Here is a 16,005-nt window from a genome sequence, read left to right as displayed (position 1 = left end):
TTATAAACACTCAGCCAAATCCGGCTGCATAACAATAAGAGGTCACGTCGATGAGCGAACCAACCAGCCCGGCCCGTATAGCGGTTATCCAACTTGATCCTCAGGTCGGCATGGCCAACAGAGCTGACAACCTGCGCCAAAGCCTGGCACTGGCAACCGAAGCGGCCAATGGCGGAGCCAACCTGATCGTGCTACCTGAGCTTTCCAATTGCGGTTACTTTTTCAGCAGCCGTCAGGACGCGTTCGATCACGCAGAGGCCGTTCCCGACGGCGTCAGCGTGCGCGCGTGGATTGATTTCGCCTGCAGGCATCAGGTGTATCTGGTAGCTGGCCTGAATGAGATAGACGGCATGCAACTGTTTAATACCGCCGTCCTGCTAGGCCCCGACGGATATATCGGAAAGTACCGTAAAGCTCACTTGTGGAATCTGGAAAAGCTGTGGTTTACCCCCGGCAATACAGGCTTTCCGGTGTTTGAAACGCCGATTGGGCGTATCGGCTTACTGATTTGCTGGGATATCTGGTTCCCGGAAGTCACGCGCATTCTCAGCCAGCAAGGCGCGGACATCATTTGTAGTCTGAACAATTGGGTTTGGACACCACCGCCGCTATTCGATGACGCGGGCAAATGCATGGCGTCCTACCTGACGATGACTGCCGCCCATGTGAACAATGTGTTTATCGCAGCGGCCAGCCGCATTGGTGAAGAGCGTGATGCCCGTTACCTGGGGTGTTCGTTGATTGCCGGAACCAATGGCTGGCCGATCGGTGCGGTGGCGTCGGCCGATCGTCAGGAAATTCTGTTTGCCGATGTCGATATCACCAGCGCCCGCAGCGCGCCGATCTGGAACAGCTTGAATGATCTGCAACGCGACCGACGCAATGATCTCTACGATCAAATGCTCGGGTATTCCCAACACCCTGCTCTACCGCGTTGAGGAGGAGGGAAAACATGCAAACGCTCTTTACCCCTAAAACGCGCCACCCTTCACGCGCGGACATCACGGTCCTTCTCTTGGGGCTGATCAGTGCATTTCTGGCGCTCTGGGTGATCCTCAGTCATGGAGGTTCATGGCCAGGCTATGGCGAGATGGTCGCGAGCCTGCCCCATCCCGTTGCCTGGCTACGATGGATACTTGGAGATATCAGCGAGGTTGCCTTCTACAAACATGAACTCGCCTCACTCGGATTACTGAGCGGCGCATACCTGGCCTGGTGGGCGAACAAGCGCGGAAAAACCTGGCAAGGCTTTTCCATTTCCTACGGAACAGGCCTGTGGCCATGGCTGGTGACCAGCTCATTGTTGGGTCTACTGCTGAGTAACATTCTGTGGGGCTGGAGCGTTACCGCCGAGACGTGGCAACCTACGTTTGCGGCATTCGTTTCATTACCAGCGGCAATGGTGCTGATGTTTGGTGGTGGCTGGAAGATCACGCTCAACGGCGCACTATTGGGCGCGTTGCTGGTGACGCCAATGTGCTTGTTGATCGTGAACTTCGTGTGCGTACCCTTGGGCCTGCCCGTGGTGATCGGCAATGTAATGGGCATGGCCATCGGCAGTGTCATAGCGTTTGTACTGTGTCGCCGCGTGCCCTCCCTGGTGCGCTCGGACTACATCGCCCCTGCCAGATCAGTACCGCCCAAGCCGCCCACCTACGGTGTGGTCTGGAGCGTGCGGCGAGTTTTGGCAGACTTCTCCGAAGCCCCTTTTTTCGGAAATGAGCTGGCGAGCCTCGGGCTGCTGGCAGGCGTGTTGCTGGCATACGCGCTGAACCCCATCGGCCCGGCGTATGGATCAGGCCTGGTCCTGCCCCTACTCGCTGCACAAGCACTGACGTCGGCGTTGGGCGTGTTGATCTGGCGGCACCAGTGGATCAAACGGGGTTGGTATCCGACTTACGTTCCACTGGTATCGGTAGCCCCTGCTGCGGTGCTGACCCATGGCGGTAGTTGGACGGTGATAGGCTCAAGTGCACTACTGGGCGCGCTGATCGCACCGCCATTAGCCAATGCCATTGCAGGGCGACTGCCTGCTCACTTTCATCCGTACATCGGCAATGTGATTTCAATGGCGTTGAGTACGCTTCTGGTCGTGCCCCTGGTGGGCTGGTTACTTCAAATGTAAGCGTCTTTCCCACGCTGCATCCTTCATGCAGCGTGGCGCGGCAAACATTCCGGGTTGCTCACAACCAATGCCAAAACCGGCTCCAGAACCCGCGCCCCAAATCATCCTTGCATCGAGCATATTGCGCTGCATACAGCTGCGACCGCGCCTGCACTTTGCTCGCTACCGGCGGCAACCAGGCTTTGGCCGCATAGGTGCGCTGGCGATAGCCGCCCCAGCCTTCGTGGTAGTTCAAGTACTGGCCGTAGGCGTCGTATTTGTACACGCCATTAACGCTGTAGGTCTTGTCCATGTACCAGCCCACAAAGTCGATGGCGTCGTCGAAGTCCTGGCGGCTGGCGCCGCTGCGGCCGGTGCTTTTGCGGTAGTCGTTCCACACTTCATCCTTGGCCTGGGCGTAGCCGGCGGCGGTGGAAACGCGACCCCAAGGGATGATCCATAACAGGTATTTGCGGGGCGCCAAAGCATCCTGACGGAAGCCGGACTCCTGATACATGATGGCGAACGGCACCTGGATGGGCACGCCCCAACGCTTCTGCGTGACCTTGGCGGCGTCGTACCAATCGTCCTTTTCGCGAAAGATGCCGCAGATGTCATTCGGCGTGCGTGGCGGCGAAGTACCGCACGCCGCCAGCATGGAGGTGAGTAATAACAATCCGACGGCTTTGCCTGCGCTCAAGGGGCACCTTTGCGTGATTCGCGTAAAAAGCCGACATTTTACGCATTCATTGAGGCAGGTGGAGAAAAGGAAAAGCGGCCTCCTTGCCGCCCCTCCCGGTTTATCAAACCAGACTCATCAAGCCAAAGGCACGCGACGGTGAGTCAGTGCCATACGACCGACAAAGAAGCTCAGCGCTGCGCCCAACAACAACATCGCCAGGGTGCTCCAGGCAGCACGGGACAGTTGCTTGGCCGCCACTTCACCGGCTTCACGGGCTTTCTGTTCAGCCTGTTGTTTCAGCTCAGCCACTTTCTGCATGGCCTGCTCATAAGCTTGGGCATAGTTGTCAACGATCTGAGCGGCCTCCTCCTTGCTCTTGCCGGTGCGGGCGGCAACGATGTTGACCAGTGCGTCTTTGTCAGCGGCATTCAGCGCTGGCTCACCGGACGCTTTGACGCGTTCAAACCATTGCTTCAACGCATCGCCGGCCTGGGCCGGATCGGTCGCCGCAGCAGTAGCCGCTTGCTTGCCTTCGGCGCCCGCCTGGTCAGTTTTTTGTTCAACGTTGGCTGGGTCCAACTCAGGCTTGCCGCTTTGCTTGAGCAGGGTATCCAGTTCACCTTGCAGGCTGTTCCAGTCCAGCTGGATGCCTTGCTCGTTCAACTGTTGTTTGACGCTGCTACCAATGCCCGGCGCAGCCGCCGCGATACCGCTACCGGCAGCGGACAAACCTTTGCCCACCACGTTGCCGGCCGTACCGACCACACTGGCCGCCAAACCCGCCAGCAGCCAGGTGGTGAGCAAGGTGGTGACGGTCCAGGTCAACACGCCGTGCAGGCCGCCGCGGTCTGGCGCAGTGCGCCCCGCCACGAAGGCACCCACGCCGATGGCGATCAGTGTCGACACAAACAACCAGATCCCGGCACCGGTGCCGAAACCGCTCAGCGGGTTACCCGCTTGCATTGGGTCGACGGCACTCGCGCCGATGGCCGTGCCCAGCACACTCAGCACCAGGTAGGTCACCAGGGCAATTGCACTACCGGCCAATACCGAACTCCAGGACACACGAAACAGCGAATGATTGGTTTCATAGACAGTAGTCATACAGAGGTCCTTCACACGTTATGAGAGCAAGGCAAAATGCCTTGATGGTTGGGAGTTTGGCCAAAGGGCATATGTTCAGTCTTGGCCCAAATGCACCAGTCTTCCTGGTGCATTCGTACTTCCTCACCTGCACATTCTCTGCACTATCCTCAACCTCGGGTGTCGTACCCCCATATGCCGCCTACCGGGAGAAACCATGAGCCAGGATGTCCTCACTCAAGAAACCAACCGCCGCCAATTGCAGCAAATCATCTCCGGGTTGTCTGACGGCGTGATACTGGCCGAGGTCGACCAGACCATCCTCTGGGCCAACGACGCCGCATTGACCATGCACGGCGTCAGCGAGGTCGAGGCGCTCGGTGCCAACACCGAGGAGTACGCCCAGCGTTTTGCCCTGCGCTACCGCAACAACCATCCCTTAGCGCTGGACAGCTACCCGCTCAGCCGGGTGGCGGCCGGTGAAGAATTCAGCGATGTGGTGGTTGAAGTCACCCCCACCACAGGCGAAGACCGCAGTTGGGTCCACCGCTTGCGCAGCCTGGTGCTGACCGACGCTCAGGGTGAGCCGGAACTGTTGGTGCTGATCCTCAGCGACGCCACCGAGTGGGCCAGTGCCGAGCAACGCTTCGAGAAAACCTTCAATGCCAACCCGGCGCCCGCCGTGATCTGCCGCTTGAGCGACCTGCGCTACATCAAGGTCAACCAGGGTTTTTTGGAGATGACCGGCTACAACCGCGATCAGGTCATCGGCCGCTCGGTGTATGAACTGGATGTACTGGAACAGGCCGAGCGCAAGGACCTGGCCATCCAGCGCCTGAGCGAAGGCGCGACCATCCCGCAGATGCAGGCCGAGCTGCGCCTGCCCGAGGGCGGCAGCAAGCTGGTGATCGTCGCCGGCCAGCCGTTGGACATGAACGAGGAAGACTGCATGCTGTTTTCCTTCACCGACCTGGAGCCGCGGCGCAAAGCGGAAATTGCCTTGCGCCAAAGTGAGGAACGCTTCGCCAAATCCTTCCGCCTGACACCGGTGCCGACCTTGATGTGCAGCGCCGCCAACCGGCAGGTGGTGGATATCAACGAAGCGTTCATGAACATCACCGGTTTTATCAGCGAAGAGTTGATCGGCAAAGCCATCGAGGACATCCATTTCATCGACAGCGCCCAGGCTTGCGCGCAGTTGTTCGCCACCCTTGAAAAAGCCGGCAACCTCGAAGGCCAGGACCTCAAGGTGCGTAAGAAAGGCAGCGAGGTGATCGACTGCGTAGTCTCCGCCGACACCGTGATCATCCAGGACGCGCCCTGCTACCTGCTGGTGATGATGAACATCACCGAACGCAAACGCTCGGAGCTGGAACTGGTGGCCGCCATCGAGGAAGTGATGCAGGACGCCTCGTGGTTCAGCCAGACCTTGATCGAAAAACTGGCCAACGCCAAAAGCGTCAGCAGCCCCAACCTGCCGAACGTGGCGTTCACCGACCTGACCGCCCGTGAGCGCGATGTACTGGGTTTGATCTGCGAAGGCCTGGCCGACAAGGAGATCGCCTCGCGCCTGAAACTGGCGCCCAATACCGTGCGTAACCATGTGGCCACGGTGTACTCCAAGCTGGGAGTGCACAGCCGCAGCGCGGCCATCGTTTGGGCCCGTGAGCGCGGGCTGTTTGCCGGTGAATTGCGGGTCAAAAGCAAGAAATAAAGTGCAAATGCACTAGTTGGACCGGTGCAAATTCGCCTTATTTGCGCATGACGCGGTGCTTAACCTTGAAAGAGTGGGCACAGGGCCTAGGGCCCCGTGCCGTGATGATTTGATCTCTTGAAGGAATGCACCATGAAAAGCGAACAAGTCAAAGGCGCCGTAGAGAAAGTCGCGGGCAAGGCCCAAGGTTTTCTCGGCGACCTGACCGGTGATGGGCAGTTACAAGCCGAAGGGGTCGCCCGCCAAGCCGCCGGCCAGTTGCAGCAAACCTACGGCGACGCGCTCGACACTGTGAGTGATTTTGCCAAGCACAAACCACTGGCGACAGTGGCCGTCGTCGCCGGTATCGGCCTGTTAGTAGGCTTGTTGTTGCGTCGTCGCTGAGGAGGCTAAACACATGTTTACCCTCTCCCAACTGCGCAACTGCATCGAAGAAGCGCTGATGCCATTGACCTGTGAATTCACCCTGTGCCGGGATGCCTCGCTGACCTTGAAGGTGTTCGATGCCCAGAGCGGCCGGGTGGACTTAGTGGTGACGGGCATCAGCGTCAACAAGTTGCAATCCGCCCACGCAGTGGAAAAGATGGTGGAAGAACTGCGCTATGAACTGCAGAGCAACACCATGGGACACCTGACCCTGGACGACCTGCCAACGTCGCCTTCGGCCTCGTGACCGCGTTGGCCGTGGTTTCAACGACGCACCCATGAACTAAAACACCCTCGCTCCCGACGATAAACGCCCCAAGCGTGTAAACCATGAAGTGGGCCGGCAGGCTGGCCAGCACCAGCCCACACAACGGCAGGCCCAGCGCCTCTTAGTACCTGCCCCCTAAGTGGTCCGGGGCAATTGGGTCGATAAACAGGAGCAAGCCTGCGATCAGCCACCGGTCAGGGTGACGATGCGAGGGTAATCTTAGTGTGGCAAGCATCCTGTTCTCGCTATGGGAAGGTAACGCGACCTGTGTGGCCCGTTACCTTTATGCAAGCGCCAGGAAAAAGACCGATCACTTCTTCACGGGGGTGATCTCGAGAATGGTGCCGTTGGTGGTTTTGAGCAGCACAAACTTGTCACCCACACGGGCCCATTGGCTGTCTGCTTCAGGCTGCTTCAAACCGCGTTTTTTCCAATCGCTGACCGCCGACTCCTTGCGCATCAGCATATCCGGGGCGCGGTCGCCTTCTTTCAAATCGCGCGCGTTGATGCTTGAAGGCGGCACGGTTTCTTGCGGGGTATCACCGGCCTGCACGACAACGCTGGTGGTGGACAGGCCAGCGGTGAGCAGCAGGCAAGCGGCTAGGGTTTTAGACTTCATGGGTGCTCCTTCAATGAATGATGCGTACCCAGGTTCCGACCGCGGGCGCACGGAATCATCCCATCTGAATAGAGAGGTTGCACTCCATGACATTTACTATCGATTTTATGTCGAAGAGTTCAAAAAACTGTCAGATCTGACAGCTGAAAGGGAAGGCTCTCATTCAATTATGGACATTCTCTGATTCATCCGGGGTCTGCTCATTGCCCGAGTGAAATAATTCCTGTAATTTTTCATGAAATTTATAGGCATAAATTTCATGAACCAACAACAAGAACTTGACGCCCTGGCCGTGCTGATCCACGACCTGCGCAAGCACAAGAAACTCACCCTGGCGCAACTCGCGCAAAAAATCGAGCGCTCGGTGGGTTTCCTGTCCCAGGTCGAACGCGGCCTGTCGCGCCCCACCGTGGCCGACCTGACCGCCATCAGCCACGCCCTCGATGTGCCTACCACCTACTTCTACAGCCTGCCCAAACCCAAGGCGGTGGATTGGGTCACCCGCCCCAACGAACGGCGCACGGTGTATTACGCCAACGGCATCACCGACATCCTCGTCTCGCCCAGCATGAACGGCGCCTTTTCGATGCTCGACAGCTTGCTCGCGCCCGGTGCCAACAGTGGTGAACACACCATGAGCGACCGCGCCGAGCAGGCCGGTTTTGTGCTGGAGGGCGAGTTGACGCTGTGGGTGGAAGGCGAGCCGGATTCGGTCACCCTCGGCCCTGGGGACAGCTTCCACCTGGCCAGTTTCGCGCATTGCCGCTACGCCAACCTGACTGATCTGCCCGCCCGCGTACTGTGGGTTTACAACTAGGAGCAACACCCGTGAAAAACCAGTCTTCCACGTTGCTGGCCGAAGTACGGACCTTTCGCCAGAACCACCCCGACGTGCGTTACGTCGACCTGATCGCCCTGGACATTCCCGGGCATTTCTACGGCAAGCGTTACCCAGTGGAGATGCTCGAAAAGGTCGCCGCCGGCAGCCCGCTGAAGCTGCCGCAAAACGCCGTGCTGCTCGGGGCTCAGGGTGGGCTGTTCAAGATTGGTGACTATTGCTTTCACGACGGCGACCCGGATGCCAACCGGCGCCTGGTGCCGGGCACGCTCAAGCCGGTGAGCTGGGAGTCGCAGCCGCTGGGGCAGATGTTGATCACCTCGGATGGCACCGAAGCGCCGATCGAATTCGAACCTCGCGAAGTGCTGGCCAAGGTGCTGGAGCGCTTGCAGCACAAAGGCATTCATCCGGTGGTGGCCTTTGAGCTGGAGTTTTACCTGTTCGATAAGAAGCTCGACAACGGCCTGCCGCAATTCGCCCGCGACCCGCTCAGCGATGACGCCGATGACCAACCCAACCTGCATATCGAACGGCTGTCGCGCTTCAGTGAGGTGCTCGACGACATGGCGCAAACCGCCAAGGACCAGGGCATCGACATCACCGTGATCACCGCTGAGATCGGCCCCGGCCAGTTCGAAATCAACTTCGGCCACCTCGAAGACGGCCTGCGCGCCGCCGACTGGGCCGCCCTGTTCTGCCGCAGCACCCGTGGCGTGGCACTTAAGCACGGTTACCGCGCCAGCTTCATGGCCAAGCCTTACCTGCAATTTCCCGGCAGCGGCATGCATGTGCATGTCAGCCTCTACGACGCGGCCGGTAATAATTTGCTCGCCGCACACCAGCAGCAACCGCTGCGCCACGCCGTGGCCGGTTGCCTGGAACTGCTGGCGCATTGCATGCCGATCTTCTCGCCCAACCACAACGCCTTCCGCCGTCTGGGCGGTACGGTCAACGCGGCAACCCGCGCCAGCTGGGGCTTTGAGGACCGTGATGCGTGCGTGCGCATCCCCGAGTCCGACCCGCGCAACCTGCGCATCGAGCACCGTCTGGCCAGCGCGGATGCCAACCCGTATCTGGTGTTGGCGGCGATTCTGGCAGGGCTTGAGCATGGCCTTGAAGCCAAGCAAGAACCCATCGCGCCGTTGAATGAGGACCGCCTCAGCGGCACCGATTTCCCCGTGGAAATGCTCGATGCCGTGCGCGCCATGCAGCATCACCCGGTAGTGCGCGATAAACTGGGCGCAGAATTTGTCGACGTGTATTGCGAGAACAAACGCCAGGACCACCTGGCCTTTCAACAAGAGATCAACGCGCGGGAATACCGCTGGTTTCTCTAACCTCTGGAACCACCGACGACCGAGCCCCATCAATGACCGAGCAGAGCACCCCGGCCCTCAAGGAAATCTTCAGCGTCGGACGCCTGCAACACAGGCCAGTGAAGGCTCGCGTCCTCGCCTGCCGTGGTCCTTTCGCCTGGTCCAAGTGCAGGCCAACGTGTTCAAACTCAAGGCATTTACCTTCGGCGCGGGCGAGCATCAGAGCATTCGCCGCGAACAGCACATTCGTGAACTGACCACACGCAAGCACTACCCCAGCAAGCATTGGGTGCATGTGCTGGTCAACGGCGAGAAGCTCGCCAGCGCCGAGTTCGAACTGCACTAACCATGAAAAAATTCAAAGAAAAGGCTCTAGCACAGGGCTTTCAGCCAAATAGATTGTCGAACAATCCTGGATTTTTTTGTTGCGATCCATTATCATCCGCCGTCTTCTCACTACCCGTCGGGTAGTTGTTTCAATGTGTCACCCGAGGCGCCAATGTCCCGTTTGTACCGATTTTCGTGTCACCGCTCTTTAATTGCTATCAGCCTGGGGCTGGTTACCCATTCCGTCAGCGCCGCACTGCAACCCTTGGCCGAAGCCCCGCTGGCCAGCGACACCGAGCTGCATTGCCACTTCAACCGCGACGCCAGCACCGACTGCACCACCACCCAGCACTACACCATCCTCAAGCCCAACGGCCGCGAGATCCTCTCGCGCATCGACTTCGATTACTCCGAAGGCGACACCTTTGAAGTGGTCAGCGCGCAATCCACCCAACCTGGCGCCAAGCCGGTCGCCTTGGGTGCCGCGCAAATCGACACGCGCACCGCGCCCAACCCTGACCAGGGGTTCAGCCGCGACAAGCAGACCTCACTGGCTTTCCCCAACCTGCGCGTGGGCACACAGATTCGCTACACCGTGCGCGAACATCGCGCCGCCAAACCGTTGGTAACCCAGTTTCACTATGCCCTTACGTTTGGCCCTAGCGCGTTCCGTCGGGACCACGTCAAGGCGCGCTTTACCGCCGAGCGTCCGATCCAGTGGCGCAGCGAACTGTTCGACGGTTTCACCGTAACCCCGTCGGCCAATGGCAAGACGCTGGACGTAGTGCAAAAAGCCCCGACCTATCTCAACTACATCAACGAATCTTCCAGCGCCGCGCTGTTACGCATTCCGCGCCTGGAAGTGGGCAGTGCCCTGGAACGCCAGGCGTATTTCGGTGATTTCGCCCAGCGTTACAACCAGATCCTCGCCGCCAACCTGCCTGCACAAGCGGCCGCCGCCGTGGCCGCCGCAACCCCCTTGGCGCCGGCTGAACGGGTCGCCGCGCTGATGCAGCACATCAATGATCACTACCGCTACCTGGGTGACTGGCGCGCCACGGAGCGCGGTTATGTGCCGTTCAACCTGGCTGAAATCGAGCAGCATGGTTATGGCGATTGCAAAGACCTGGCGACCTTGCTGACCGCGATGCTCAAGGCCAGCGGCATCAAGGCTGAGACCGCCTGGGTCAGCCGCGGCGACGTGGCGTATGCATTACTGATCCCCGGCACCAACGCGCCGAATCACGCGATCGTGCGCGCCGAAGTGGACGGCCAGGTCTGGTGGTTGGACCCGACCAACCCGGTGTTCGCCCCGGGCCAGACCATGCCCGACATCCAGGACCGCTGGGTGCTGGTCAACAATGCTCAAGGTCAAGTACGCGAGGAACAGATCCCGCTGGAACGCCCCGAAACCACCCTGCGCCTGGACAAACAGGTGCGCTTCGACAAACAGGGTAACGGCGCAACCCAGGCCACCATCACCTTCAGCCGCCTGCCGCTGATGCAAATGAGCGTGGCCGACCGCCAACAAGGCACCACCGCCACCGACCAGAACCTCTGCGCCCACTTCGGCAACGACATCAGCGACTGCCAGATCAGCCGCCCGCCCACCGCCTTTGTGGTGCACGACGGCTACACCGTCAACGCTACCCTGAACGACCAGCGCGCCCTGGAAAAACTGGCGAATGACTACGTCTATACCGATGAGTCGCTCAAAGGCCGCTGGGATGGTTTCATCAACTACCGCCGTCACGATCAGCAGGCCGACCTTTACTTGGGCAACCCTGAGACCTACGACTACAGCTTTACGCTGACGGGCGGGAAAATGGAAAAAGCCATTCCCGGCTGCCAGGTACGCTCGCCGTGGTATGACCTGGACCTGGAAGGGAAACGATTGGATGACGGGCTGCGCTATCACTATCGCCTGAGCCAGAAGACGCGTTGGCTCACCCATGCTGAGATTGCCAGTGAGGCGTTTGGGAAGATGATTGAAGAGGCGCGGGCGTGTGCCGAGCAAGTGCATCAGGTGGTGAAGCTTTAAGGTAAGTGAGCCCCCTTGGGTCCTGTAAACGCAGAACCCATGTGGGAGCAGGCTTGCCTGCGATACAGGCACTTCGGTCTATCAGTGACACACCGTTGATGCCATCGCAGACAAGCCAGCGCCCACATTTTTATCCAGCCTACTCAGTGAGATTCACCCAGTAGCAACCCTCGCTCGCGCGCACACAACTCCACCACGTAATCCCACAACACCCGCAGCCGCACCGACTTGTGCAGCTCCCGGCGCGAGCTGATCCAGTAGCTGCGCTGAATCCCCTCGCCCGGCAACAACGCCACCAACTCAGGATCGCCCGCCGCCATGAAGCAGGGCAACACAGCGATGCCCAAACCCGAACGCGCCGCCTGGTGCTGAGCGATCACGCTGGTGCTGTGGAACACCACCTTGGGATTACGGCAAAAACTGCTGAGGAATTTGAGTTCCTGGCTGAACAGTAGGTCATCCACGTAATCAATCCAGGCGTGCGCAGCGAGGTCTTCGCGTTTTTCGATAGGCGGGTTGCACGCCAGGTAAGCGCGGCTGGCGTAGAGCGCGAGGCGGTAGTCGGTGAGTTTGCGTGTGACGAGTTGGTCGACGCTGGGCCGCTCCAGGTGAATGCTGATTTCCGCTTCACGGTTGAGAATACTGACAAAGCGCGGCACGGCCACCAGCTCCACCTCCAGCCCTGGATAACGCTCGAACAGCCCGCCCATGCGACTGGCGAGGAACATCACGCCTAAACCTTCGGCCACACCGAGGCGAATCTTACCCAGCGGCGCCGCGCAATGGGTGAGTTCGTCTTCGGCCAGCAGCGCGACGTTTTCCATGGCTTCGGCGTGTTTGAGCAGGGCTTCGCCGGAAGGCGTTAGCTCATAGCCCTGGGCGTGCTGCACGAACAGCGCAGTGCCGAGACTCTTCTCGATGGCCTCAATGTGCCGAGCCACGGTGGCGTGCGTGGTTTTCAGGCGCTGCGCGGCGGTAAGCAAGCGGCCACTGCGTTGCAACTCGAGAAAAAACCGCAGGTCATTCCAGTCGAACATGTCGCCTCCAATGCGAGAGCCTGAGCCGCGCTGTTTAAAAACGCACAGCAGCTGGGTAAAAACTAACATTTTTAAGACGAAAACTAACAACTAGGATGGAGCCAATAAGAAAAACAAGCGAGACCTCAGATGCCCATTGCAGCTGCTGAATACGATTACGTGGTAGTAGGCGCCGGCCCCGCAGGCTGCCTGCTGGCCAATCGACTGTCCGCCAACCCCGCCCACCGCGTGCTGCTGCTCGAAGCCGGTGGCCGCGATAATTACCCCTGGATCCATATCCCCGTCGGCTACCTGTTCTGCATCGGTAACCCGCGCACCGACTGGTGCTTCAAGACCGAAGCCCAGGAAGGCCTGCAAGGCCGTGCGCTGAGTTACCCACGCGGCAAGGTGCTGGGCGGCTGTTCGTCGATCAACGGCATGATCTATATGCGCGGCCAGGCTCAGGATTACGATGGCTGGGCGGCCCAGGGCAACCCGGGTTGGGCCTGGAAAGATGTGCTGCCGTTGTTCAAGCAGAGCGAAAACCATTTTGCCGGCGGCTCGGAATTTCACAGCGATGGCGGCGAGTGGCGCGTTGAACAACAGCGCCTGCACTGGCCGATCCTGGATGCCTTTCGTGATGCTGCGGCGCAAAGCGGCATCGCGCCGATCAGCGATTTCAACACGGGCGATAACGAAGGCTGCGGCTACTTCCAAGTCAACCAGAAGGCCGGGGTGCGCTGGAATGCGGCCAAGGCGTTTCTCAAGCCGATCCGTCAGCGGCCTAACCTGACTGTGCTGACCGACGTCGAAGTGGACCGAGTGGCGCTGGAAAACGGCCGCGCCTGCACAGTGCTCGGGCGTCAAAACAGCCAACACGTGAGCTGGAAAGCGCGCAAGGAAATCGTACTGTGCGCCGGTTCCGTGGGCTCGCCGGGCATCCTCCAACGCTCGGGGATCGGCCCCTCCAACGTGCTCAAGCCGTTGGGCATCGACGTGGTGCACGAACTGCCGGGCGTGGGCGGCAACCTGCAGGACCACCTGCAATTGAGGCTGATCTACAAACTGGAAAACGCGCGCACCCTGAACCAGATCGCGGGCACCGTGTGGGGCAAGATGGGCATGGGCCTGCGCTACCTGTATGACCGCAGCGGCCCGCTGTCGATGGCGCCCAGCCAGCTCGGCGTGTTTGCCCGCTCCGGCCCGGAGCAGACCTCGGCCAACCTTGAATACCATGTGCAGCCGTTGTCCCTGGAGCGCTTTGGCGAACCTTTGCACGCGTTCCCGGCGTTTACCGCCTCGGTCTGCGACCTGCGCCCGCAAAGCCGTGGCCGTATCGATATTCGCTCGGCCAACCCAGCGGATGCACCGTTGATTCGGCCCAACTACCTCAGCCATCCGGAAGATTTGCGCGTAGCTGCCGATGCAATCCGCCTGACTCGGCGCATCGTGGCCGCACCCGCCTTGAGCCAATTCAAACCGGTGGAATACCTGCCGGGCGATTCACTGCAAACCGAAGAGCAGCTGCACGAAGCCGCCGCGCGTATCGGCACGACGATCTTCCATCCGGTGGGCACCTGCCGCATGGGCAACGACAAAGACGCGGTGGTCGATGCCCAACTGCGCGTGCATGGCGTGCCAGGCCTGCGTATCGCCGATGCCTCGGTGATGCCACGCATCACGTCCGGCAACACCTGCTCACCGACACTGATGATTGCGGAGAAAGCCGCGCAGTTGATCCTTTCGCCGAACACAAGGAGCCTCGCCCCGCAAAAAGAAACGGTTAATGCAATCTGAATAGCGGCGCCACGCCCGGCGCCGACAGTGGAACAACAATAAATAATCACTGTGAGGGTTACCCGATGTCAGAACATGCTCAACCCCTGAGCTCGGCCGTCAGCGCGAGCACCGGCAGCGAATCAAGAAAAGTCATCTTCGCCTCGTCCCTGGGGACGGTGTTCGAGTGGTATGACTTTTTTCTCTACGGCGCCCTGGCGGCCGTGATCAGCAAGCAATTCTTTGCCGGGGTCAACGACACCACGGCGTTCATTTTTGCCTTGATGGCCTTTGCAGCAGGCTTTGTGGTGCGGCCGTTCGGCGCGCTGGTGTTCGGCCGCTTGGGCGACATGATCGGGCGCAAGTACACCTTTCTGGTCACCATCATCCTGATGGGCGTGGCGACGTTCTGTGTCGGGCTTCTACCGACCTACGCCAGCATTGGCGTTGCCGCGCCGATCATCCTGATCGTACTGCGCATGTTGCAAGGCCTGGCATTGGGCGGTGAGTATGGCGGCGCCGCCACCTACGTGGCCGAACACGCACCGGCCGGCAAACGCGGCTTGCACACCAGCTGGATTCAATCCACCGCCACCCTCGGCCTGCTGCTGTCGTTGCTGGTGGTGCTGGCCTGCCGCTACTTCACCGGCGACCAGTTCGAAGTCTGGGGCTGGCGCATTCCGTTCCTGTTTTCCATCGTGCTGCTGGGTATTTCCACCTGGATCCGCATGAGCCTGCATGAGTCGCCCGCGTTCCTGAAAATGAAAGAGGAAGGCAAGGCCAGCAAATCACCGATCCGCGAATCCTTCGGCAAATGGGAAAACCTCAAGGTGGTGCTGATTGCGCTGTTCAGCATCAACGGCGGGCAAGCGGTGACGTTCTACGCGGCGCAGTTCTACGTGCTGTTCTTCCTCACCCAGTTCCTGAAGATGGACCCGGCCCTGGCCAACATGCTGCTGATTGTCAGCGTGGTGATCGGCGCGCCGTTCTTTATCCTGTTTGGCTGGCTGTCGGACAAAGTCGGCCGCAAACCGGTGCTGATGCTCGGTTTGCTGCTGGCGACCGCGTTGTACTTCCCGATCTTCAAGGGCCTGGCGCACTACACCAACCCGGCGATGGACCAGGCCAGCCAGCAGGCCCCGATTACCGTACTGGCCGACCCGGCCACCTGTACCTTCCAGTTCGACCCGGTCGGCAAGGCGCGGTTTGACAGCCCGTGCGACAAGGTCAAGACCTTCCTGGTCAAGCAAGGCCTGCCCTACAGCAGCAGCGCCGCGCCAGCAGGCAGCCCGGTGCAGGTGAGCGTGGGTGACGTGCGCATCGACGGTTTCGACGAAGCGGCCCTGCGCGGTGCGGTGACGCTGGCCGGCTACCCGACTTCGGCTGATGTGGCTCAGGTCAACAAGGTCATGGTGGTGGTACTGATCGTGGTGCTGATCCTGATCGCCGCCATGTGCTATGGACCGCTGGCGGCGCTGATGGTGGAACTGTTCCCGACGCGTATTCGCTACACCTCGATGTCGCTGCCCTACCACATTGGTAACGGCTGGTTTGGCGGGTTCCTGCCGACCGTGTCGTTTGCTTTGGTGGTGTACACCGGCGATATCTTCTATGGCCTGTGGTACCCGGTGGCGGTCACCGGCGTGAGTCTGATTGTGGGGTTGTTCTGCCTCAAAGAAACCCGGCACGTGGACCTTGATAACAACTGATCTTCAAAGCGCAGAAGATCCCTGTGGGGGCGGGCAAGCCCGCGCCCACATAATTTGCTGTACATCCATACAGATAAAGGTTGCTC

At 60.0% G+C, this 16,005-nt stretch carries 14 protein-coding genes and 2 pseudogenes; 11 read left to right on the top strand and 5 right to left on the bottom strand.

Annotation, left to right across the window (positions count from 1 at the left end; translation table 11 throughout):
* Positions 1-50 precede the first annotated feature (50 nt).
* Together FW764_RS23880 and FW764_RS23875 are read left to right on the top strand one after the other, a co-directional pair.
* On the top strand, positions 51-938 hold the full coding sequence (locus FW764_RS23880; RefSeq protein WP_083359148.1) for a nitrilase family protein: 888 nt from the start codon (positions 51-53) through the stop codon (positions 936-938).
* Between the two features lie 14 nt (positions 939-952).
* The gene (locus FW764_RS23875) at positions 953-2,125 is read left to right on the top strand and encodes a hypothetical protein (protein ID WP_446436026.1); all 1,173 of its coding nucleotides are present in this window, start codon (positions 953-955) and stop codon (positions 2,123-2,125) included.
* Positions 2,126-2,183: 58 nt separating this feature from the next.
* Here FW764_RS23875 and FW764_RS23870 read toward each other — a convergent pair whose 3' ends face one another.
* Both FW764_RS23870 and FW764_RS23865 read right to left on the bottom strand, forming a co-directional pair.
* Entirely contained in the window at positions 2,184-2,804 is a 621-nt protein-coding gene (locus tag FW764_RS23870) for a transglycosylase SLT domain-containing protein (protein WP_446436025.1), read from the bottom strand.
* Positions 2,805-2,921: 117 nt separating this feature from the next.
* Positions 2,922-3,890, bottom strand: coding sequence for a hypothetical protein (locus FW764_RS23865; protein ID WP_446436024.1), 969 nt, complete (start codon positions 3,888-3,890; stop codon positions 2,922-2,924).
* Between the two features lie 196 nt (positions 3,891-4,086).
* Here FW764_RS23865 and FW764_RS23860 point away from each other — a divergent pair, with 196 nt between their 5' ends.
* The 3 genes from FW764_RS23860 to FW764_RS23850 all read left to right on the top strand — a co-directional run bounded on the left by FW764_RS23860 (position 4,087) and on the right by FW764_RS23850 (position 6,256).
* On the top strand, positions 4,087-5,583 hold the full coding sequence (locus FW764_RS23860; RefSeq protein ID WP_446436023.1) for a PAS domain S-box protein: 1,497 nt from the start codon (positions 4,087-4,089) through the stop codon (positions 5,581-5,583).
* Positions 5,584-5,715: 132 nt separating this feature from the next.
* Entirely contained in the window at positions 5,716-5,967 is a 252-nt protein-coding gene (locus tag FW764_RS23855) for a CsbD family protein (RefSeq protein ID WP_407020516.1), read from the top strand.
* A gap of 13 nt (positions 5,968-5,980) precedes the next feature.
* On the top strand, positions 5,981-6,256 hold the full coding sequence (locus FW764_RS23850; RefSeq protein WP_446436022.1) for a DUF1652 domain-containing protein: 276 nt from the start codon (positions 5,981-5,983) through the stop codon (positions 6,254-6,256).
* Positions 6,257-6,271: 15 nt separating this feature from the next.
* Here FW764_RS23850 and FW764_RS23845 read toward each other — a convergent pair.
* Together FW764_RS23845 and FW764_RS23840 are read right to left on the bottom strand one after the other, a co-directional pair.
* Positions 6,272-6,446: pseudogene (locus tag FW764_RS23845) on the bottom strand (MFS transporter); the annotation flags it as partial.
* A gap of 141 nt (positions 6,447-6,587) precedes the next feature.
* Positions 6,588-6,896 carry an RcnB family protein gene (locus FW764_RS23840; RefSeq protein ID WP_446436021.1) on the bottom strand — a complete coding sequence of 103 codons (309 nt, stop codon included), beginning with the start codon at positions 6,894-6,896 and terminating at the stop codon, positions 6,588-6,590.
* A 259-nt stretch (positions 6,897-7,155) separates the two neighbouring features.
* On the opposite strand from FW764_RS23840, the gene FW764_RS23835 reads away from it, so the two are divergent.
* The 4 genes and pseudogenes from FW764_RS23835 to FW764_RS23820 all read left to right on the top strand — a co-directional run bounded on the left by FW764_RS23835 (position 7,156) and on the right by FW764_RS23820 (position 11,418).
* On the top strand, positions 7,156-7,713 hold the full coding sequence (locus tag FW764_RS23835; protein WP_446436020.1) for a helix-turn-helix domain-containing protein: 558 nt from the start codon (positions 7,156-7,158) through the stop codon (positions 7,711-7,713).
* Positions 7,714-7,724: 11 nt separating this feature from the next.
* Positions 7,725-9,071: a glutamine synthetase family protein gene (locus FW764_RS23830; RefSeq protein ID WP_446436019.1), complete on the top strand. Its 1,347-nt coding sequence runs from the start codon at positions 7,725-7,727 to the stop codon at positions 9,069-9,071.
* A gap of 151 nt (positions 9,072-9,222) precedes the next feature.
* Positions 9,223-9,396: pseudogene (locus FW764_RS23825) on the top strand (DNA alkylation repair protein); the annotation flags it as partial.
* Between the two features lie 162 nt (positions 9,397-9,558).
* Positions 9,559-11,418, top strand: coding sequence for a DUF3857 domain-containing transglutaminase family protein (locus FW764_RS23820; RefSeq protein WP_446436120.1), 1,860 nt, complete (start codon positions 9,559-9,561; stop codon positions 11,416-11,418).
* Between the two features lie 143 nt (positions 11,419-11,561).
* On the opposite strand, the gene FW764_RS23815 is transcribed toward FW764_RS23820, so the two are convergent.
* Complete coding sequence (locus FW764_RS23815) at positions 11,562-12,455, bottom strand: LysR family transcriptional regulator (RefSeq protein ID WP_446436018.1); 894 nt, start codon at positions 12,453-12,455, stop codon at positions 11,562-11,564.
* A 129-nt stretch (positions 12,456-12,584) separates the two neighbouring features.
* Between FW764_RS23815 and FW764_RS23810 the strand changes: the two genes are divergently transcribed.
* Both FW764_RS23810 and FW764_RS23805 read left to right on the top strand, forming a co-directional pair.
* A complete protein-coding gene (locus tag FW764_RS23810; RefSeq protein WP_446436017.1) occupies positions 12,585-14,231 on the top strand; it encodes a GMC family oxidoreductase in 1,647 nt (548 codons plus the stop codon).
* A 65-nt stretch (positions 14,232-14,296) separates the two neighbouring features.
* Entirely contained in the window at positions 14,297-15,919 is a 1,623-nt protein-coding gene (locus tag FW764_RS23805) for an MFS transporter (RefSeq protein WP_446436016.1), read from the top strand.
* Positions 15,920-16,005 lie beyond the last annotated feature (86 nt).

The organism is Pseudomonas sp. 1152_12 (assembly GCF_052850675.1).
Note: the sequence above shows the minus strand (reverse complement) of the source record. Positions and strands in the feature narration are given on the sequence as shown.